Raw genomic sequence first — 20971 nt, 5'->3', positions numbered from 1 at the left:
CTACTGGACCTCAAGGCGCTCAAGGTAACACGGGTGCTACCGGACCTCAAGGCGCGCAAGGTAACACGGGTGCTACCGGACCTCAAGGCGCTCAAGGTAACACGGGTGCTACCGGACCTCAAGGCGCTCAAGGTAACACGGGTGCTACCGGACCTCAAGGTGTTCAAGGACCAACGGGTGCTACTGGTATAGGAGTTACCGGACCTACTGGACCTAGCTTCCCAGTAGCAACAATCGTTGTAACAAACAACATCCAACAAACAGTACTCCAATTTAATAACTTTATTTTTAGTACTGCAATTAACGTAAACAATATTATCTTTAACGGCACAAATACAGTTACTGTTATTAACGCTGGTATTTATGTAATTAGCGTATCTATTTCTACAACTGCGCCAGGATGCGCTCCACTTGGAGTAGGAATTTCAATTAATGGAGCAGTTGCTACTGACAACTTCTCTTCAAATCTAATAGGCGACTCACTTTCATTTACTACAATCGAAACATTAGCTGCTGGAGCAAACATTTCTGTCCAATCTACGCTTAGCGAGATTACGATCCCTGCAACAGGAAACACTAACATTCGTCTTACTGTATTTAGAATCGCTTAAATTTCACTATTTATCGTTTATGGAAAATAAAAAAAAGAGCGAGAAACTCGCTCTTTTTTATTATGTACAATAATTCATTACTACTCTAATTCAATTGAAACATTTTTTTGTGGTACAAATGTAGAAATTGCATGTTTATAAATAAGCTGTTGCTTACCTTCTGTTTCCAGCAGGACTGTAAAATTATCAAATCCTTTAATTAATCCACGAAGCTGGAAACCATTTAATAAGTACAGCGTGACGAACGTATTCTCTTTACGGAGTTGATTTAAAAACTGATCTTGAATATTGATTGATTGCTTCATGTCGAATCCTCCTCTTTTTCTCTACTTACTATTATTCGACTTTAGTTGTAGCTTTCCTTCTATGTATCGTAAAATTTCTGACGTTTTTTCACCATCAGTAACATCGAACCACGCGACATCCATCTTATTACGGAACCACGTTAATTGACGTTTTGCATAACGGCGTGAATTCGTCTTTAATTGTGATACCGCTTCTTCTAAAGATACACGATTCTCAAAATAATCATATATCTCTTTATAACCAATCGCTTGAATAGATTGACAATCTCGCACTCCTCTTTCATGTAAACCTTTTACTTCTTCTAATAAACCTTGTTCAATCATTAGGTTAACACGTAAGTTAATGCGATCGTATAGCATTTCTCGATCCATTGTCAAGCCAATTAATGAAACATCGTACAGTAACTCATTTTCTTGTTTTTCGAGCTGGTTACTCATTTTTTCACCCGTCGTGTGAAAAATTTCTAACGCCCGAATAACACGCCTTACATTATTGGCATGAATACGCTCCGCACTTTCTGGATCTACTTCTTGTAACTTTTTATGTACATATTCCACACCGTGTTCTAATGCTAACTTTTCCATCTGTTCTCGGTATGTAGCATCCCCAGCCTCATCTGTAAACTGGTAATCGAATAAAACAGATTGTATATAGAGACCGGTTCCACCAACAATAATTGGTAATTTCCCGCGCTCTGTAATTTCTCGAATGCACTTACGGACACGTTCTTGAAATTCCGCCACAGAAAATGAATCTTCCGGATCTTTTATATCAATCATATAATGCGGAATTCCGTCCATCTCATCTATCGTCACCTTTGCAGTCCCGATATCCATCGTACGATAAATTTGCATGGAATCACCACTAATAATCTCACCATTCAACGCTTTTGCAAGATCGATACTTAACTTCGTCTTTCCGACAGCAGTTGGCCCAATGATGACAGCAACTTTTTCACGTTGCACTTCTCCCATATCATTCAACTCTCTTTATGTAATATACTCCATCTATTGATTATAACCAATCTTACCAATTTTAACGGCATGATTGCAAGTTCTTTGAATCTAGTACATGAAATTACACAAAAAAAGAGCATAGCTTGTCCAATTCTGCATATACATGATAAAAAATAGCTCGGAGAGGGTGCAATGACTATGAAACAAGCGACTATCGATTTTCCATTATTAATAAAAGACCTTATTTTAGCTACTGCTATAAAAGAACAAAATTGTTCACAAGAAGAATTATACTTCGCACTAAATTGTTTACTACGTTCCTTTCATTCTACTATTCAAGAAACAACGTTACATCCAGAAAATAAAAATACAGAGTATATGCAAACTCAATTTTGCACCGCGTATAAAATTATTACAGGTAAAACAATTTACCCTTTTCAATAATTCTTATAAAAAAAAGCGGCCGCTTAGACATTTTCAAGCAGCCGTTTTTTATTTTAATAAATTATTTTATAACTTTCACTTTAACGGATTTACGACCCCAACTATCAGCAGTGCTATCTGAACCAACTAAAACATCAATACGGTTTCCTTTAATCGCGCCACCAGTATCTCCAGCAATCGCTTCTCCATATCCTTCCACCCACACTTTTGATCCGAGAGGAATTACTTTCGGATCAACAGCAATAACTTTCATATTTGGATTCGCTGTTAAATCATGCCCCATCGCTGTTAACACACGACCACCATATGTGCCATTTTCACTCGCGTGAGCTGTGTAAGCTGTCGCTTCTACTGTTATTTCACGACCAGCAGGTTCACTTGTTTCAGTAGATTTCGCCACTGGCTTAGTTGCCGGATTCGCTTGCGCTACTGGTTTACTTGATGCTCCACTTTTAACTGATTCTTTTCCATTAACTGCCGTATCATTTTTAGCCGGCGCTTTCTCCTTAACTGATGTATCATTTTTAACCGCCGTTTTCACCTTAGTTGGCGCTTCATCTTGAGCTGGAACTTCTTTTCTTTCAATAACAGGTGCTGTACCTGTTAAAAATGGTATGTGAACATACGCCGCTTTCCCGCCATATTCGAATTGTAACCATTCGTTTTGTACTTGATTTGTCGTTTCAATCAAGTCATCTTTTTTAAGCGTGCCAAGAATTTCTGAATCAGTATTCGCTCCAGCACGAATGTTTAATACGTTTGCTGTTACATAATAAGAACTTTTCGTAAACTCGGCACTTACAAAAGCTTCTTTACCATCTAATTTAATTTTGGACCATCCGTTTTCTGTATTTATAACATCTAATTTATTTCCACTTAACATTTTACCTACAAGTTTTGATTCTACAGTTGGGTTTTCTCTAACGTTTAATACATCTGTTGTTACAATCGTTTCCGCTTTAGCAGAACCTGCAAAAATCCCAAGACCAAAAACTGCTGCTGTTGCTATACCTAATAATTTTTTCATGAATAGCCTCCATTTGCTTTGTTTTCGTGTTCTCATTATAGCAACAGTTTTTTGTAGAATTTCGAAAATCACACAATTACAAAGCATTCGTAATAAACGATTAATGATTTGTAACATAAATTTCCATATTAAAGAATTGTATTTCTACCAAAATTAGCAATAGTTTTCATATATTTCTCACAAATTAGTATAAGAATTTTTTTCCAGAAAAAATTACAGTATTACTTTTTTGTTACAAAAAAACCACTTTCCATTACATCTTTTACCAAAATCCATCATAATCCAATTATTAAATTACTTTTTGTAACAAAAAAGGAACAACTCCTATTAGCTGTCCCTTTTTATCTTTTATTTAACTTTCTTCTTCCAAACACCTATCATAATAGCTGAAACAATCGTCCCAATTAATATAGAGAAAATGTATAGCAACGGTTTATTCACTAATGCGATAACAAACAATCCACCATGCGGTGCCGGCAACGTAATTTGGAATAACATAGATAAGGCACCCGCGATACTTGAACCAACAACACAACTTACTATTACTCGAACCGGATCGGCAGCTGCAAATGGAATCGCACCTTCTGTAATAAACGATGCTCCCATAATATAATTTGTTAAACCAGATTTACGTTCTGCTTCTGTAAATTTTGTTTTAAAGAATGTGGTTGCGAATGCAATCGCAAGTGGCGGTACCATACCACCAGCCATAACTGCTGAGTGCACTCCAAAATTCTGTGCTTCTATTGCAGCAATACCAAATGTAAATGCCGCTTTATTAATTGGACCACCCATATCAATTGCCATCATACCGCCTAAAATAAGTCCTAATAATATAGCATTCGTACCACTCAAACCATTTAACCATCCTGTTAACATTTCATTTAATGCTACTACAGGCGGGTTTACTACTTTTTGCATTACAACTCCTGTAATCAATAATCCAAAGACTGGATATAACAAAACAGGTTTAATTCCTTCTAACTGTACTGGTAATCCTGAAAATAATCTTTTCAATCCTAAAACAACATATCCAGCTAAGAAACCAGCAATTAATCCACCTAAAAATCCAGCATTCGCATGTGCTGCTAAAAATCCACCGACAACACCAGGCATAAAACCAGGACGATCAGCAATAGAACTTGCAATAAATCCAGCTAAAATAGGTACAAGGAATAAAAAGGCTCCTTTTTCTCCACCGCCAATATTCATTAACATTTCAGCAATAGGACCTTCCGCCTTAATTCCACCGAACATAAATGCTAGTGCAATTAAAATTCCACCACCAACAACGAACGGAAGCATATTACTTACACCGCTCATTAAATGCTTATAAATTCCTAGCCCTTTTTCTTTCTCTACATTTTCTGCCTTCCCATCCTCTTTTACACCTTTAAAGATTGGTGCATCTTGTTTTATAGCTCGATTAAGAAGGATTTCAGTTTTTCTAATCCCGTCGGCGACTGGTACTTGAATGACATGCTTCCCAGCAAAACGATTCATTTCTACTTGTTTATCTGCAGCTACAATAATAGCCGTTGCGCGTTCAATGTCCTCTTTCGTTAAATCGTTTTTAACACCTGTTGATCCATTCGTTTCAACTTTAATCGCTATTCCTAACTCTGCTGCTTTTGCTTTTAAACTATCCGCAGCCATATATGTGTGAGCGATACCAGTTGGACAAGCTGTAACAGCTAATACGTATGGCTCATTCCCTTCCGGCTTTACTACTTCAACTTCTTCTTCTTTTTCACTCTCTTTTTCATCAAATAAACGAAGAAGTTCCTCTTCATCCTTTGCTTCTAATAATTGTTTACGAAAACCTTCATCCATTAATAATGTAGATAGACGAGACAACGTTTCTAAATGAGTATTATTCGCCCCTTCACTTGCAGCAATCATAAAGAATAAATGTGCAGGCTGTCCGTCAAGTGATTCATAGTTGATACCGCTTACACTTCTACCAAAACAAATCGCCGGTTGCTTAACGGCATTCGTCTTCGCATGAGGTATAGCAATACCTTCACCAATGCCTGTTGTACTTTGTGACTCTCGCTTTAAAATAGCTTCTTTAAATTCAGCTTTACTATTTAAACGATTTGCCCCGCTTAACTTTTCAACTAATTCATCTATGACAGCTTCTTTATTTGAAGCTGTCAAATTCATAATGACTGTATCCCTTTTTAATAGTTCTGTAATTTTCATATGTTGCTTCCCCCTATCGCTTAGCTACAATTACTTGCGACAATAATTCTTCTACTTTTTCCTTTGTACATAAATCCGCCGAGAATGCTGTTGCACTTCCTGTTGCAACACCATATTGAAATGCTTTTTCAATATCTTTTGTCTGTTCATATTTACCTACAAATCCAGCAACGAGAGAATCTCCTGCCCCAACCGAATTAATAACAACACCTTTTGGAACAGTTGCTTCATATATACCTTCTGCCGTAAATAATAAAGCTCCATCTCCTGCCATTGATACGATAACGTGCTCTACACCTTGTTCGATTAATTTTCTTCCATACGGTAAAATGTCTTCTACTGTTGAAAGCTCCACTCCGAATAACTCACCAAGTTCATGATGATTTGGCTTTATTAAAAATGGCTTATTTTTAGTTACATGCTGCAGTGCACTTCCACTTGCATCTACTACTACACGAATACCTTTTTCGGCTCCAAACGCTGCGATTGATTCATAAAAGGTATTTGGAATAGAAGCTGGTACACTTCCAGCTAGTACAACACAATCTCCAGATTGCATACTTTCGATTTTTTTCATCAATTGTTCAAATTGCTCATTTGTCACAATAGGACCCTGTCCATTTAACTCCGTTTCTTCTTGCCCTTTTATTTTCACATTAATTCGAGAATCTCCACCTACTTGGACGAAGTTTGTTGTTACACCTTCATCATGTAATACACCTTTAATAAATTGACCGGTAAATCCACCCGTAAATCCAAGCGCTACATTTTCGACACCTAAACGATGAAGAACGCGAGAAACATTAATCCCTTTCCCTCCAGGAAACTTCATATCTTTCTCTGCTCGATTTACTGTTCCTAAATCGAAAGAATTAACTTGTACTACATAATCAATAGATGGGTTTAAAGTAACTGTATAGATCATTGTTTATCAGCCTCAATCACATTTGTTTGTCTTCTATATTTTTCTAAATCAATTTCTAAATGGTTTGTAATAATACTTGCATCTTCAACATTTGCAATTTTTGCAAATGCAACTTCTGAAAACTTACTTTCATCAATTAAGAAATATCCTTCATTTGCTAATGTTAATGCCAGTTGCTTCAAGAGCGCTTCTTCTGGATCTGGTGTTGTAAAACCAAGCTGTTCGTGTACACCATTCGCTCCTAAAAAAGATTTATCGAAGCGATACTTCTGCATACTTTCCTGTGCCATAGCACCAATTAAAGCTTTCGTCCTACTCTTCATCATCCCGCCTAGTAAATACGCACGAATATTATTTTCAACTAAAGCTTCAATATGCATAAGTCCATTCGTTACGACAGTAACATCTTTGTTTATTAAAAATGGAATCATTTCAAATGTTGTACTTCCTGCATCTAAATAAACGCAATCCCCTTGTTCAACAATACTAGCCGCATACTTGGCAATTTGTTGTTTTATTTGAATGTTTTTGGATGATTTTTCAACCATCGTTGGCTCTTGTCCTTTTCCTGTTAAAACAGAGGCACCACCATGAACTCTTTTTAATAACCTTTGCTTTTCCAATTGCGCTAAATCACGACGAATTGTTGATTCAGAGCTTTCTGTTCTTTCCACTAATTGCTGTAATTTAACAACCTTCTGCTCTTTTACAAGTTGCAATATCATTTGATGACGTTCAGGAGTTAACATTTTATTCACCTCTTCTTTGATTACAGTATAATGAAAACGATCACAAAAATCAACCATAAACATTCATAAATAATCAAAACCAGGCACAAACGGTTATAGACAACAAAAAAGAAACCCATTTGATTGTTATATCAAATGGGTTTCTTTTTTCGATTCACTTATAAAGAAGCTTTATATATACTTAAAACATCGTCTTTATTTAATTTTTTAAAGTTACCGAATTCACCATAAGCCATCGCTTTATCCGCCATTAAGTCAATTTCACTTTCTCTAATAGCGTAATCAGCTAATGTTACTGGAGCTTCAATTGAAGTCCAAAATTGACGTAACACCTCAATTCCCTCTAATGCAACCTCTTTATCTGTCTTCCCATCTGTTTCTACATCGAATACACGAATAGCGAACTGTTTAAAGCGACTCACGTTTTCATCTATAACATGCTTCATCCAATTCGGGAATAGAATCGCGAGTCCGCCCCCATGCGGTATGTCATGAACAGCAGAAACTGCATGCTCAATATTATGAGTTGCCCAGTCTCCTTTTACTCCCATCGCTAAAATGCCGTTTAACGCCATAGTACCGCAATATAAAATTGTTTCCCTATGCTCATAATTTTCTAGATCACTTAAAAGCTTAGGAGCTGTTTCAATTACTGTTCTTAAAACAGATTCACAATAACGATCTTGTAATTCTGTATTCATGCCGTGATGGAAATATTGCTCTAATACGTGCGACATAATATCGACCATACCATAAATCGTTTGATCTCTCGGCACAGACGAAGTATGTAGTGGATCTAAAATTGAAAACTGAGGGAATGTAACTGGACTGCCCCAGCCGTACTTTTCATTCGTTTCCCAGTTTGTAATTACAGATCCTGCATTCATTTCAGATCCTGTTGCTGCAAGCGTAAGCACAGTACCAAATGGTAACGCCTCGCTAGCAAATGCTTTTTTCGTTACAATATCCCACACATCTCCATCGTACTTACTACCAGCTGCAATTGCTTTCGTACAGTCAATTACACTTCCCCCACCAACTGCTAAAATAAATTCAATACCATTATCTTTACAAATTTGAATCCCTTTCTTTACAGTTGATACACGTGGATTTGGTTCAACACCTGTCAATTCAAATACTTCCGCATTTATATCCTTTAAAATAGAAATTACATTATCATAAATACCATTTCTTTTAATGCTGCCTCCTCCATACACGAGAAGAACTTTTTTACCGAACTGTGGAATTTCCGTTTTTAACTGCTCTAACTGTCCTTTACCAAAAATAAGTTTTGTCGGATTACGAAATACAAAATTTTGCATATACCTTTACCATCCCTTCTATATAAAAAGCAACTATACTTTGGTATACCACAATTTTTTCATTTCACAAAAATATTTGCCTAATAAAAAATCTCAGCCTACAGGCTGAGATTTTTTTATTGATAATAAGGTGAGATCATTAAGTAAACAATAACACCAGATAAACTTACATATAACCAAATCGGCATCGTCCAACGTACAATTTTACGGTGACGTGTTAATTGATTCGTAAAACCAAATACAAGTGCGAACAATGCAAGGGGTACAATAATCGCCGCAAGGATAATATGTGTAATTAAAATGATGAAATACACATATTTAATGAATCCTTCTCCACCGAAATGTGTTGCCGGTGCCAAGTAATGGTACGATAAATATGACACACAAAATAATAAAGTCGTTGTAAATGCTGCAAGAATAAAACCACGGTGCATCTTTACATTCTTTTTAATAATAGAGTATAAAGCTGCTAATAAAAATACAAACGTAAAACTATTAAAAATTGCGTTTAACATTGGTAAGATAGTTACATCAAAATGTACTTCCCCTTCATAGCCAACAGGTCCAAAGAACAAAAACAAAATAATCGCATTTACAATTACAGAAAGCGTTATCACAATAGGAGCATAGCTTTTCTGATTCGTTGATTGATCCACCAAATTGGTCACTCCTCTTCTTTCAAATATGTATAATTAACCTCACTATTTTAACATATTATTCACGGTGTAAATGTGACAATAGTTTGACACAGTAAGACAGGGCAAAGAAAAAATCCTTCTTAACAATACTTCTTAAGAAGGATTTTATCGCTTTATTATTCAAATAGCAATGCGATTAGTTTTTGTTAAAAAACGTACTGCTATACGCTTGATATATTTCAGACACTTGATATCCCATTAATGAAATTGCCGTTAATGAAAAGAAACCAATCATAAGAAATCGAAACCACATATAAATCTCCTCCTTGTATTTAGCTTAAAAAGCAGTCGCTATATTACAAGTTGGGTGGCACTCTTCATCGTCACTTTCCTTTTTCTTTACAATTGCTGTTATAAATCGAATCATAAAGAAAATCACAAAAGGAAATTGTTCGTAATTTACCTTGGCATAGTTTGGCAACGGCTCGCGCTGCACATCGAACGGAGATGAGAAGGAATAGAACATACCTTGCTCTTCCATATATACAATTACAATTTTCATACAAAACATTATTCCTAGAAATGAAACAATATCTTGCCATTCTGTCGTATATAAAAAGTTATACAGCTCTAATACGTACTCTTCCATCGTCATCCCCCCTTCCTTTTTTACCATTTTGCTCGCCTTCATATAAAAAGTCAAGAAAAAAGTTTATATTCACTATGACAATAGTAACTACTTGTTTCTATGATTATATATGATTCTTTTATAGCAATGATTGGGTGTAACTCTCTTCTAAAACAAGAAATTAGAATCGAACAGCTTCCTCATTCTTACTTTTAGGATTCAACAATGTACTATTTTTATTTCTATTAAAAATAAAATAAGAAATTATTATAAGAACAGTAACAAGCATTGTTAAAAGCGCTTGTGAACGTAAAGATTCAATTGCGAGCATGGCAACTAAAACTGCTATAATCGCAGCAATTGTAACATATGTTACATATGGAAAAAGCCACATTTTCACTTTCAAATTTTGTTGTTCCGCATTCCCCATTTTTTTACGTATCTTGAAATGTGAAACTGCTATAACGAGATAAACGAGTAACGCAATCCCGCCAGATGCATTCACTAAAAATAAAAATACTTTATCTGGAGATATGTAACTAAAAACAACTCCAATGTAAGCAAAGAAGGTTCCAAATAAAACCGCCCGAACTGGAACACCACTACTATTCAATTTCAAAAATGCCTTTGGCGCATCTCCTCTTTCTGCCATTGAAAAAAGCATTCTTGAGTTCGTATATAAACCCGAATTTAAACAAGAAAGTACAGCTGTTAAAACGATAAAATTCATAATTTGCGCTGCCGCTGGTATCCCTATATGTTCCAGTACCGCCACAAATGGGCTTTTTAGTATGTTCGCCGAATTCCACGGAAGGAGTGTAACAACTACAGCAATCGATCCAATGAAAAATACGAGAATACGCCAAATTACACTATTTGTTGCTGTTTTGACTGCCTTTACAGGTTCGGCAGACTCTCCAGCGGCCACTGCAACAATCTCAGATCCCATAAATGAAAATATAACGACGGTGATTCCAAGTAACACCGAACTTATACCATTTGGCATAAATCCTCCTTGACCTACCAAATTCGAAGTGCCAGGTGCTTCCGTTCCTGGTACAAATCCTAAAATAACAGCTAGTCCAAGACAAAGGAACAAAACAATACTTATTACTTTAATAAATGAAAACCAATATTCAAATTCTCCAAATGATTTCACCGAGAAAACATTCGTCAACGTTAATAAAATCGTTAATATTAAGCTTAATAACCAGAGTGGGATTTCTGGAATCCAGTATTGAATAATACCAGCACCTGCTGTAGCTTCTATTGCAATAACAATTACCCAGAAAAACCAATATAGCCACCCAATTGTATAACCTGCCCATGGACCAATTGCCTCTCTTGCATATGTTGCAAATGAACCACTTGTCGGATTAATAGCTGCCATTTCTCCTAGCATTCTCATAACGAAAATAACTAGAAGTCCTGCTAATGCATATGAAACGATAGAACCTGGACCCGCTGAATGCACAACCGCACCACTTCCAACAAACAAACCAGCTCCTATTACGCCACCAATGGAAATCATTGTAATGTGGCGTATTTTGAGGTCTTTCTTAAGATTTTTATCCAACTCTTGTACATCCCCTTCCAAACTTAATTTTGAAATTTATGTAAGAGTATTATGTGAAAAATCTTATCCTATACTTTAAAATATATCAAAATATTCTGAATTTAACAATCGCAATTCGACCTCCTTCAAAAATTATTTCATTAGGTTTAATAATTTCCCATACACAATTGTTGAGAAAATTATAGTCACCTTACAAGAGAATGAATTTTCAGATATCATTAAATAAACAAGATTATACATCTAGACAACTTTTTGTATAGGAGTGTTGATATGTTAAACAAGTTCAAATTCATTTGTTGTACTTTAGTAATTTTCTTACTGCTACCGCTAGCTCCCTTTCAAGCACAAGCAGCAAACAATTTAGGATCAAAATTACTCGTTGGATACTGGCATAACTTTGATAACGGTACTGGCATTATTAAATTAAGAGACGTTTCACCAAAATGGGATGTACTCAATGTATCTTTCGGTGAAACTGGTGGTGATCGTTCCACTGTTGAATTTTCTCCTGTGTATGGTACAGATGCAGAATTCAAATCAGATATTGCTTATTTAAAAAGTAAAGGAAAGAAAGTAGTTCTTTCAATAGGTGGACAAAATGGGGTCGTTTTACTTCCTGATAATGCCGCTAAGCAACGTTTTATTAATTCTATACAATCTCTAATTGATAAATACGGTTTTGATGGAATAGATATTGACCTTGAATCAGGAATTTACTTAAACGGTAATGACACTAATTTCAAAAACCCAACGACTCCTCAAATCGTAAATCTTATTTCGGCTATTCGGACAATCTCAGATCATTATGGTCCAAATTTTCTATTAAGCATGGCTCCTGAAACAGCTTATGTTCAAGGCGGCTATAGCGCATATGGAAGCATCTGGGGTGCATATTTACCGATTATTTACGGAGTGAAAGACAAATTAACATACATTCACGTTCAACACTACAACGCTGGTAGCGGGATTGGAATGGACGGTAATAACTACAATCAAGGTACTGCAGACTACGAAGTCGCTATGGCAGATATGCTCTTACATGGTTTTCCTGTAGGTGGTAATGCAAATAACATTTTCCCGCCTCTTCGTTCGGATCAAGTCATGATAGGACTTCCTGCAGCACCAGCGGCCGCTCCAAGTGGCGGATATATTTCTCCAACTGAAATGAAAAAAGCTTTAGATTATATCATTAAAGGAATTCCTTTCGGAGGAAAGTATAAACTTTCAAGTCAGAGTGGCTATCCTGCATTCCGTGGCCTAATGTCTTGGTCTATTAATTGGGATGCAAAAAACAACTTTGAATTCTCTAATAACTATAGAACATATTTTGATAGTCTTTCCTTGCAAAAATAATAAAAAACAACAATAGGTTTTATATGACCTATTGTTGTTTTTTATTTATGTAAATTACTTTTTCACTTCTACATGATGAAGAAATTCTTTTCCATCTCTTGAATAACTATTCACAAGACTTAAAAGCAACTTCCCACCAACCAACATCGCACGTTCATCAAAATCGAATTGAGGATGATGGTGTGGATATGTTGCCCCTATTTCTTCATTACCGGCACCTGTGAAGAAAAATGCTCCTGGAACATGTTCTAAGTAGTATGCAAAATCTTCTCCGCCCATAATAGGTGGTACTTCCATGACCCTTTCTTTGCCAAGATCGTGTTCCGCGACCGTCATAAAATGACGTGTTTCAGCTACATGATTTATTAATATTGGATAGCCTCGTTTATATTGAATATTAACTTCAGCATGAAGGGACTGACAAATCCCCTCAACAACTCGTCTAAATTCCTTCTCCATATATTCTCTCACTTCAGGATCTAACGTTCGAATGGTTCCTGTAAACGTAGCAGTATCCGCAATAATATTATCGGCTTGCCCGGCATGGAATGTACCAACTGTTAAAACTGCTGATTGAAGTGGATCGACTTTTCTACTCACTAAAAGTTGCAACTGATTAATAACTTGTGTTGCAACGATAATAGCATCTACAGTATGATGTGGCATACCGCCGTGACCGCCTCGCCCTTGAATCTTCACTTCAAAAGTATCAGCTGCCGCCATCATTGCTCCAGCTTTCGTTCCAACAATTCCTAAAGGCATCTGAGAAGATAAATGTGTACCAAAAACAACATCTACTCCTTCTAAACAACCATCCTCAATCATGGCAATTGCTCCGCCAGGCTCTTTCTCTTCTGCATGTTGATGAATAAGGACTATTTTCCCTGAAAGTTGGTCTCTGTTATCACTTAATATTTTTGCAACTCCTAAAAGTGTTGCTGTATGTCCATCATGGCCACAAGCGTGCATTACACCAGGAACCTTTGATTTATATGAAACTTTCTTTTCATCTTGAATAGGTAGTGCATCAAAATCAGCACGTAGCGCCATCGTCTTCCCAGGTATTCCACCTTCAATTACGCCGATTACCCCTCTTCCCCCGACATCTGTTTTCACATCAATATGAAAACTTTTTAAAATTCCAGCTATTTTTTTCGGTGTTTCTATTTCTTGAAATGATAGCTCTGGGTATTGATGAAAATCTCTTCGCCACGAAACCATTTGATTATATAAACTTTCCAATTCTTTATGCCATGTTTCTATCATAGAAATTCCCCTTTCTTTTTAACAGTTTAAATAAAAAATACATAATATTCTGTATTTAATCAATAAAAAAAGAGAACTTTCTTTAAAAGTACTCTTAATTCTTCAAAATATTAAACGTTCTACTTCAGTCACTACTTTGCTTCAATACAAATAGTGAAAGTTCCGGTACACTCAAAAATCTAACAGGCATTCGAGTCGTTCCAATACCTCGATTTACATATAAATGTAACGGCTTACTCGTTCCTTCTAATTCATACATACCTTCAACATGAATCTCAGCTAGTTTTGTAGTAATTAAAGGACCTACAAAAGGAATTTGAACTTGTCCTCCGTGACTATGTCCTGACATTTGAAAATCGACTGGATAACGAGATACTTTATCTACAACATCCGGCTCATGTATTAATAGCATATTGAAATCTTGCTGTCTTAAGTTTTTTAAAGTCGAGTCTATTTGTGGCTTCCCTAATAAAAAATCATCCAAACCTGATATTGTAATATACTTGCCGTTTTCCGCTTTAATTTTCTGCACTTCATTTACTAACACAGAAAAACCAGCTTCCTCCATATACTTTTTGTAAAATAAACTACCGCCCCCACCTCTATCATGATTCCCAAACACAGCATATTTTCCTAGGGGAGCTTTAATTTTCTGCAAAATAACCTTTGCTTCTTCTCTTTCCGCACTATAGGATCCAAACTTATCTATTAAATCTCCTGTAAAAACTACTATATCTGGATGTAATTCATTCATCTTCTCCACCAAATTTTCTAGTTGTTTCAATGTAAAATCTGGTCCTAAATGTACATCTGAGAACTGCAATATTTTTTTATTATTAAACTCTTTAGGAATTGTAGGAGCTTCTATTTCATTCCACGTAACTGTTACTAGTCTTCTTTCTATTTCAGTCGCATAGAAATACAAACTTACTGGTATCATTAATATACTTATGAAACTAATAATAAATATCTTTACGATTGATTTTTTTCGTTCTTTTTTTACATGATGCGTATTCATGTTTTCACCTCTAAAATCACTTTAAATCCTTATTGTTACATTAATGTGACAACATGAACAATGTTCGTTATATCCAATTTCATCCCCACTCACTTTGACAAATTTATACAGAAGTCATATCATATTTTTATCATACATAGATTCTTTAAAATGTTTCTTCTATTCATTCCATCATTCTATTGAGGAGAGGTTATTCATGTCTGTATTTACACCAGAAGAAATTACGGAACTTGCTGCTAATTCTGGAAGAAAAAAAGCTCATTTATCATTGCTCCCTATGCTAATTCTCGGTTTTTTTGGTGGTGCTTTCATAGCATTAGGATATTTACTTGATATCCATGTTATCGGAACAATGCCAAAATCTTGGGGATCATTTACTAGCTTTTTAGGTGCTGCCGTATTCCCTATCGGTCTTATACTCGTTATCCTTGCAGGCGGTGAATTAGTAACTGGCAACATGATGACCGTTTCAATGGCATGGCTTCACAAAAAAATCGACTTATTTCACTTCATACGAAATTTAGTTATTGTTACGTTTAGCAACTTCATAGGTGCTATATTCGTCGCTTATTTTTTTGGTCATATCGTCGGCTTAACGGAGGGAGCTTTTTTAGCAAAAACAGTTTCTATTGCACAAGCTAAACTACAAGATACACCACTGCAAGCCTTCATTTCTGCAATCGGGTGTAATTGGCTCGTTTGTTTAGCTGTTTGGCTCAGTATGGGAAGTAAAGAATTTATCGGAAAGATTGTCGGTATTTGGTTCCCTGTTATGACTTTTGTTACGATTGGATTTCAACACGTTGTAGCCAATATGTTTGTCATCCCAGCTGCAATTTTTTCTGGTCATTTAACTTGGGTTAAATATTTTCCAAACTTCATTTTTGTTTTCTTCGGAAACTTAGTAGGGGGTATGTTATTTGTAGCATTACCTTATTTCATATCTTATAATAAGAAACTACCTTCCAATAAAGAGCAAACTGCATTAAAGAAAAAATCTGTATCCGCTTAAATTGAATGTCTATAAATTGGTCCTAAAAAATATTACAAATTTCATTTTTTTTACGAATATATGTGCGTACACTTGTTCTCGAATGTTTTATACGTTATAATAACAACTTAAATAGCATTATTTACATATGAGGTGAAAACATGAATAAAACAGAATTAATCAAAAACGTAGCACAAAACGCTGAGATTTCTCAAAAAGAAGCTACTGTAGTTTTACAAACTGTAGTAGAATCAATCACTAACTCTTTAGCTGCTGGCGAAAAAGTACAACTTATCGGATTCGGTACATTCGAAGTTCGTGAAAGAGCTGCTCGTACAGGCCGTAACCCACAAACGGGTGAAGAAATGCAAATCGCAGCTTCTAAAGTACCTGCTTTTAAAGCTGGTAAAGAACTAAAAGAAGCTGTAAAATAATGAAAAATAGCCTTCTCATTTATGAGAAGGCTATTTTTTTCATGACATAATTAATAAAAATTTGACCATTATGCTGCTTATTTTGTTCCTTTATGCAAATAAAACCTTTGCTTTCAAAGAAAGGTTTTGCTGTAATACTCGCCTCTGTATATATATCCCTATGCTGCAAGTTCACTGCTTCTTTTTCTAACTTCTGTAGTATGTATGATGCTATCCTTTTTCCTTGATAATCTTTATGCGTAAATAAGCGATCTACGTAATGATCATCATTATAATCCCCAAATCCCACTATCACACCTTTATAATCAGCAACGTAACAAATATTCTTTTCTAAAGACTGTAGCCATCTCTCTCTATCTAATCGCTCTGGGGCCCACGCCTGTAGCTGTAACTCGTTATAATCTTTTGCATTCACCGTATGAACCGTTTCATAGAACAATTGTAATACTTGCTCTAAATCCTCTTTCTGGAATGTTCTAATTTTAATATCTTTAAACATATGTAAAACTCCTTATCAAACTAACTCTTTTATTTCGGTTATTCCGATAATTATTTCGTGTTTATTTTCGAAACAGTTTCTACCACTATATATGATTCTACTTCTGCTCTTTCTATATTATATCGACTTTTCTTTCTAAACGAACAATAAACAATACTTATACAAAGTATTGTTTATTGTAAAAAGCATATTAAATTCGCTTTATAGCTGGAAGTGTTTAAGATTTCAATTTAACTCTTTGTAATCTTAATGCATTTAATACGACTGATACAGAGCTAAATGCCATTGCTGCACCTGCAACCCAAGGAGCTAAGAAACCGAGCGCCGCAATTGGAATTCCTAGGCCGTTATAAGCTAACGCCCAGAATAGATTTTGCTTAATATTTCTAATCGTCATTTTACTCATAAAAATTGCATCTGCAATACTATTTAAATCGCCACGGATTAACGTAATATCTGCCGCTTCCATTGCTACATCCGTTCCGGTTCCAATTGCCATACCGATATCCGCCGTAGCCAGTGCAGGAGCATCATTTATTCCATCTCCAACCATTGCTACTTTCTTACCTTGCGCTTGCAGTTTTTTCACTTCTTCTGCTTTTCCTTCTGGTAATACTTCTGCAATTACGTGATCAATACCAACTTGCTTAGCGATTGCCTGAGCAGTTTGTGTATTATCTCCTGTAATCATAACAACGTCTAGACCCATTTTCTTAAGTCTTGCGATAGCTGCTTTTGAAGTATCTTTTACAGTATCCGCAACAGCCACTATACCAGCATATTCTTTATTAATCGCAATAAGCATTGCTGTTTTTCCTTCTCGTTCTAGCGCTTCCATCGATTTAGAAACTTCTTCAATATCAATATCGAATTTCTTCATTAATCGACGTGTACCAATTAATAATTGTTTCCCTTCTACAACTGATTCGATGCCGAATCCCGGAATCGCTTCAAATGTTTCTGAACTTGGGATAACAATTTTCTTTTCTTTAATTCCTTCTACAATCGCTTCTGCAAGTGGGTGTTCAGAATTTTTTTCTGCTGCACCGACTAATTTTAATATTTCCTTCTCTTCAAATCCATCTGCTACAATTATATCCGTTAATACCGGCTTTCCATTTGTCACTGTACCCGTTTTATCTAAAATAATCGTATCTAATCGATGCGTTGCTTCTAAATGCTCTCCACCTTTAAATAAAATACCGTATTCAGCTGATCTTCCTGATCCAGCCATAATAGATGTAGGTGTCGCAAGACCTAAAGCACACGGACAAGCGATAACAAGTACTGCTATCATTTTCTCAAGTGCTCCGCCAAAATCACCAGGTGTAACAAATAGCATCCACACTGCAAATGTGATAATAGCAATCACAACTACAACCGGTACGAAAATACCTGAAATTTGATCTGCTACCCTTTGAATAGGAGCTTTTGAACCTTGAGCCTCTTCTACTACTTTAATAATTTGAGCTAATGCAGTATCTCTTCCTACCTTAGTTGCTTTCACTTTTAAAAAACCATTTTTATTTATTGTAGAACCGATTACTACATCCCCAATTGTTTTATCAACCGGAATACTCTCGCCTGTTAACATCGATTCATCTATTGCTGACTTTCCTTCTACAATTTCCCCGTCTACCGGGATTTTTTCCCCTGGTTTCACATAAACGATATCACCGGCTACCACTTCTTCGATTAAAATTTTTATTTTTGTTCCATCTCGTACAACAGTAGCGGTTTTCGCCTGTAGTCCCATTAATTTTTTAATTGCTTCTGACGAGCGTCCTTTTGCTTTCGCCTCAAATAATTTACCTAAAATAATTAATGTAATAAGTACTGCGCTCGTTTCAAAATACAAGTCTGTCATATGTTCCGAAGAACCAATCGACCTAATACTTAAATACACACTGTAGAAATATGCTGCAGACGTTCCAAGTGCCACGAGAACATCCATATTGGCGCTTTTATTACGTAACGCTTTATAAGCTCCAACATAAAACTGCCCACCAATGATAAACTGAACTGGAGTTGCAAGAGCTAGCTGCACCCAAGGGTTCATAAGCATATCAGGTAAATAAATAAAAGATGTAAATGAAAAATGACTCACCATTGCCCACAATAACGGAAATGATAAAATAAACGAAAAAATAAACTTCTTCTTTTGTCGCTCAATTTCTTTTAAGCGGTGATCTGTTGATGAATCTTGCTCATCTGATTTTACTTCTAATTTATATCCTAACTTTGTAATCGCGCTCTTCATTTCATTTACATTAATTTCATCAGGATTAAAGTCAACTGTAGCCGATTCTAAAGCAAAATTTACTGTTGCTTTATTCACACCTTCTAGCTTATTCAAACGTTTTTCTACTCTATTCGCACATGCTGCACATGTCATTCCCGAAACAGTAAACTCAGCTTTATCACTTACAATTCCATATCCTAACGATTCAACTTTTTCTTTAAATTGTTGCGGATTAGTTTTAGTTGGATCGTATATAATTTTTGTTTTTTCAAGTGCAAAATTTACATTTGCATCTTGAACACCTTCTACTTTTTTCAGGCCTTTTTCAATTCTATTTGCACATGCTGCACATGTCATTCCTGATATTTGAAGATTGGCCTCTTTTTGTTCATTCATGTCTCTCACCTCTATATACCCTTATAAGGTATAATTATTAGCAAAATAAATCGTACTTCGTTTAAAGTACGATTTATTTCCGTATCTAAAAATAATTATTGAACATCGTATCCTTGATCTTCAATTACAGCAACGATATCTTTTAACGTTACAACTGATGAGTCGATAGTAACTTCAACAGTTCCTTCTGATAATTGAACTTTCACTTGTTCAACACCGTTTAGTTCTTTCACGCTGCCTTCGATAGAATTTACACAATGTCCACAAGACATACCTTCAACTTGTAATGTTAACTGTTCCATTTAAAATCCTCCTCTTGTTTCTTCATTGTTTGTTAATCACAACTAAATTTTACCATACCCCCCTAAGGTAATCAATGGTTTTGTATCATGATTTTAATTCTTTTCTAAAATCTTTATTTTTTTGCTCCAATTATGAATTTATATACCTTCTCCTATATAAACAAAAGCCAAGCTAGTCAAATACTAGCTTGGCTTTTATGCTTTTGAAAAACGTTCAAATACTGTCATTAATTCTTCAATTGCTTCGTCACCATTACCATTTTTAATAGCTCCTGAAACACAATGACTCGTATGATTTTTTAAGACACCCATTCCTACTTTTTTCATCGCTGCATTAATCGCAGAAATTTGAACTAAAATATCCACGCAATAACGATCATTTTCAATCATATTTTGAATACCACGGACTTGGCCTTCAATTCTCTTTAATCTATTTATAATTTGTTCTTTTTCTTTTTCTGATCTATGTGTTACTGATTCATGGTCCTTATGATCCATATTATCACCTTCTTAAAGTTTCTCTTCATCCAATAAAACAATTGCTTTTATGAGTATACCAATTATATCATCAAATATCTATGTAGGATACCCCATATGAGTATATTTTCGCTTTATGATTATTCTTAACACATCATTAGCTTCTCAGTCTCAATTAATATGATACCCTTTCTTTTTTTCAAAAAAACAATAATAAGCAGGGATTGTCCATCCCCGCTTATTATTCATCCACAAATATAAAAGTCTCAATTTTCACACGTGTAAATTGAGACTTTTTTCTTCCTATATATAATTATTGCTGATCACATACTTTTGTATCATTCACTACTGAAGTTCCTTCAACGGTTACCGTATGAAAACAGTCATTTACACGAACTGTCACAACATTATCTTGCCGATCAATGATATGATAGTCATTAAAATTTTTATTCAGAGCACTGCGAATTTGTTCTCCTTCATAAATTGGAATACCATGTGATAAAACCCAAATAAGCCCAGCGATAGCAAGAATAGTTTTCATACGATCTACCTCCTTGAGAATATAGTGAACTTTTAATCCATGCTTTTTCAGCTCTATTAATCATG

At 35.4% G+C, this 20971-nt stretch carries 22 protein-coding genes; 5 read left to right on the top strand and 17 right to left on the bottom strand.

Annotated features, from left to right (window positions below; genetic code table 11):
* Positions 1 to 611 (top strand): Gly-Xaa-Xaa repeat protein (locus MR155_RS04235; protein ID WP_242308220.1); only part of this gene is annotated, 611 nt, incomplete at its 5' end.
* Between the two features lie 80 nt (positions 612 to 691).
* On the opposite strand, the gene hfq is transcribed toward MR155_RS04235, so the two are convergent.
* Together hfq and miaA are read right to left on the bottom strand one after the other, a co-directional pair.
* Complete coding sequence (gene hfq, locus MR155_RS04230) at positions 692 to 916, bottom strand: RNA chaperone Hfq (RefSeq protein WP_000813896.1); 225 nt, start codon at positions 914 to 916, stop codon at positions 692 to 694.
* Between the two features lie 21 nt (positions 917 to 937).
* Entirely contained in the window at positions 938 to 1891 is a 954-nt protein-coding gene (gene miaA / locus MR155_RS04225; RefSeq protein ID WP_002014696.1) for a tRNA (adenosine(37)-N6)-dimethylallyltransferase MiaA, read from the bottom strand.
* Between the two features lie 180 nt (positions 1892 to 2071).
* Here miaA and MR155_RS04220 point away from each other — a divergent pair, with 180 nt between their 5' ends.
* Positions 2072 to 2317 carry a hypothetical protein gene (locus tag MR155_RS04220; protein WP_219303744.1) on the top strand — a complete coding sequence of 82 codons (246 nt, stop codon included), beginning with the start codon at positions 2072 to 2074 and terminating at the stop codon, positions 2315 to 2317.
* A gap of 61 nt (positions 2318 to 2378) precedes the next feature.
* Here MR155_RS04220 and MR155_RS04215 read toward each other — a convergent pair whose 3' ends face one another.
* The 8 genes from MR155_RS04215 to gabP all read right to left on the bottom strand — a co-directional run bounded on the left by MR155_RS04215 (position 2379) and on the right by gabP (position 11387).
* Positions 2379 to 3344 carry a 3D domain-containing protein gene (locus MR155_RS04215; RefSeq protein ID WP_219303360.1) on the bottom strand — a complete coding sequence of 322 codons (966 nt, stop codon included), beginning with the start codon at positions 3342 to 3344 and terminating at the stop codon, positions 2379 to 2381.
* Positions 3345 to 3692: 348 nt separating this feature from the next.
* Positions 3693 to 5549 (bottom strand): PTS fructose transporter subunit IIABC, encoded by a 1857-nt coding sequence (locus tag MR155_RS04210; RefSeq protein ID WP_219303361.1) that lies wholly within the window; start codon positions 5547 to 5549, stop codon positions 3693 to 3695.
* 13 nt (positions 5550 to 5562) lie between these two features.
* Complete coding sequence (gene pfkB / locus MR155_RS04205; RefSeq protein ID WP_219303362.1) at positions 5563 to 6474, bottom strand: 1-phosphofructokinase; 912 nt, start codon at positions 6472 to 6474, stop codon at positions 5563 to 5565.
* Positions 6471 to 7223 (bottom strand): DeoR/GlpR family DNA-binding transcription regulator, encoded by a 753-nt coding sequence (locus MR155_RS04200; RefSeq protein ID WP_219303363.1) that lies wholly within the window; start codon positions 7221 to 7223, stop codon positions 6471 to 6473. Before MR155_RS04200 ends, pfkB begins: the two co-directional genes overlap by 4 nt.
* Positions 7224 to 7381: 158 nt before the next feature.
* A complete protein-coding gene (locus MR155_RS04195) occupies positions 7382 to 8545 on the bottom strand; it encodes an iron-containing alcohol dehydrogenase (protein ID WP_219303364.1) in 1164 nt (387 codons plus the stop codon).
* Positions 8546 to 8661: 116 nt separating this feature from the next.
* The gene (locus MR155_RS04190; protein WP_000228316.1) at positions 8662 to 9204 is read right to left on the bottom strand and encodes a DUF420 domain-containing protein; all 543 of its coding nucleotides are present in this window, start codon (positions 9202 to 9204) and stop codon (positions 8662 to 8664) included.
* Positions 9205 to 9520: 316 nt separating this feature from the next.
* The gene (locus MR155_RS04185) at positions 9521 to 9859 is read right to left on the bottom strand and encodes a hypothetical protein (protein ID WP_219303365.1); all 339 of its coding nucleotides are present in this window, start codon (positions 9857 to 9859) and stop codon (positions 9521 to 9523) included.
* A 133-nt stretch (positions 9860 to 9992) separates the two neighbouring features.
* The gene (gene gabP, locus MR155_RS04180; protein ID WP_219303366.1) at positions 9993 to 11387 is read right to left on the bottom strand and encodes a GABA permease; all 1395 of its coding nucleotides are present in this window, start codon (positions 11385 to 11387) and stop codon (positions 9993 to 9995) included.
* A 270-nt stretch (positions 11388 to 11657) separates the two neighbouring features.
* On the opposite strand from gabP, the gene MR155_RS04175 reads away from it, so the two are divergent.
* A complete protein-coding gene (locus MR155_RS04175; RefSeq protein ID WP_002128633.1) occupies positions 11658 to 12740 on the top strand; it encodes a chitinase in 1083 nt (360 codons plus the stop codon).
* 54 nt (positions 12741 to 12794) lie between these two features.
* On the opposite strand, the gene MR155_RS04170 is transcribed toward MR155_RS04175, so the two are convergent.
* Both MR155_RS04170 and MR155_RS04165 read right to left on the bottom strand, forming a co-directional pair.
* The gene (locus tag MR155_RS04170; protein WP_002033660.1) at positions 12795 to 14006 is read right to left on the bottom strand and encodes a M20 metallopeptidase family protein; all 1212 of its coding nucleotides are present in this window, start codon (positions 14004 to 14006) and stop codon (positions 12795 to 12797) included.
* Positions 14007 to 14130: 124 nt separating this feature from the next.
* Positions 14131 to 15024, bottom strand: coding sequence for a metallophosphoesterase (locus MR155_RS04165; protein WP_113936887.1), 894 nt, complete (start codon positions 15022 to 15024; stop codon positions 14131 to 14133).
* A 196-nt stretch (positions 15025 to 15220) separates the two neighbouring features.
* Between MR155_RS04165 and MR155_RS04160 the strand changes: the two genes are divergently transcribed.
* Together MR155_RS04160 and MR155_RS04155 are read left to right on the top strand one after the other, a co-directional pair.
* Positions 15221 to 16036 (top strand): formate/nitrite transporter family protein, encoded by an 816-nt coding sequence (locus tag MR155_RS04160; RefSeq protein WP_219303367.1) that lies wholly within the window; start codon positions 15221 to 15223, stop codon positions 16034 to 16036.
* A gap of 140 nt (positions 16037 to 16176) precedes the next feature.
* Positions 16177 to 16449 carry an HU family DNA-binding protein gene (locus MR155_RS04155; protein ID WP_002033657.1) on the top strand — a complete coding sequence of 91 codons (273 nt, stop codon included), beginning with the start codon at positions 16177 to 16179 and terminating at the stop codon, positions 16447 to 16449.
* A gap of 19 nt (positions 16450 to 16468) precedes the next feature.
* On the opposite strand, the gene MR155_RS04150 is transcribed toward MR155_RS04155, so the two are convergent.
* The 5 genes from MR155_RS04150 to MR155_RS04130 form a co-directional block, all read right to left on the bottom strand.
* Positions 16469 to 16948, bottom strand: a complete 480-nt coding sequence (locus MR155_RS04150; RefSeq protein WP_002033656.1) for a GNAT family N-acetyltransferase — start codon at positions 16946 to 16948, stop codon at positions 16469 to 16471.
* 217 nt (positions 16949 to 17165) lie between these two features.
* Complete coding sequence (locus MR155_RS04145; protein ID WP_242308218.1) at positions 17166 to 19586, bottom strand: heavy metal translocating P-type ATPase; 2421 nt, start codon at positions 19584 to 19586, stop codon at positions 17166 to 17168.
* A 95-nt stretch (positions 19587 to 19681) separates the two neighbouring features.
* Positions 19682 to 19888: a copper chaperone CopZ gene (copZ, locus tag MR155_RS04140; RefSeq protein WP_002066751.1), complete on the bottom strand. Its 207-nt coding sequence runs from the start codon at positions 19886 to 19888 to the stop codon at positions 19682 to 19684.
* Between the two features lie 195 nt (positions 19889 to 20083).
* Complete coding sequence (locus tag MR155_RS04135; RefSeq protein ID WP_002014668.1) at positions 20084 to 20386, bottom strand: metal-sensing transcriptional repressor; 303 nt, start codon at positions 20384 to 20386, stop codon at positions 20084 to 20086.
* 292 nt (positions 20387 to 20678) lie between these two features.
* Positions 20679 to 20906 carry a hypothetical protein gene (locus MR155_RS04130; RefSeq protein ID WP_002190443.1) on the bottom strand — a complete coding sequence of 76 codons (228 nt, stop codon included), beginning with the start codon at positions 20904 to 20906 and terminating at the stop codon, positions 20679 to 20681.
* Positions 20907 to 20971 lie beyond the last annotated feature (65 nt).

Source organism: Bacillus cereus group sp. BfR-BA-01331, assembly GCF_022663915.1.
Classification (GTDB): domain Bacteria; phylum Bacillota; class Bacilli; order Bacillales; family Bacillaceae_G; genus Bacillus_A; species Bacillus_A mycoides.
This window is presented reverse-complemented; position numbering and strand designations above follow the sequence as displayed.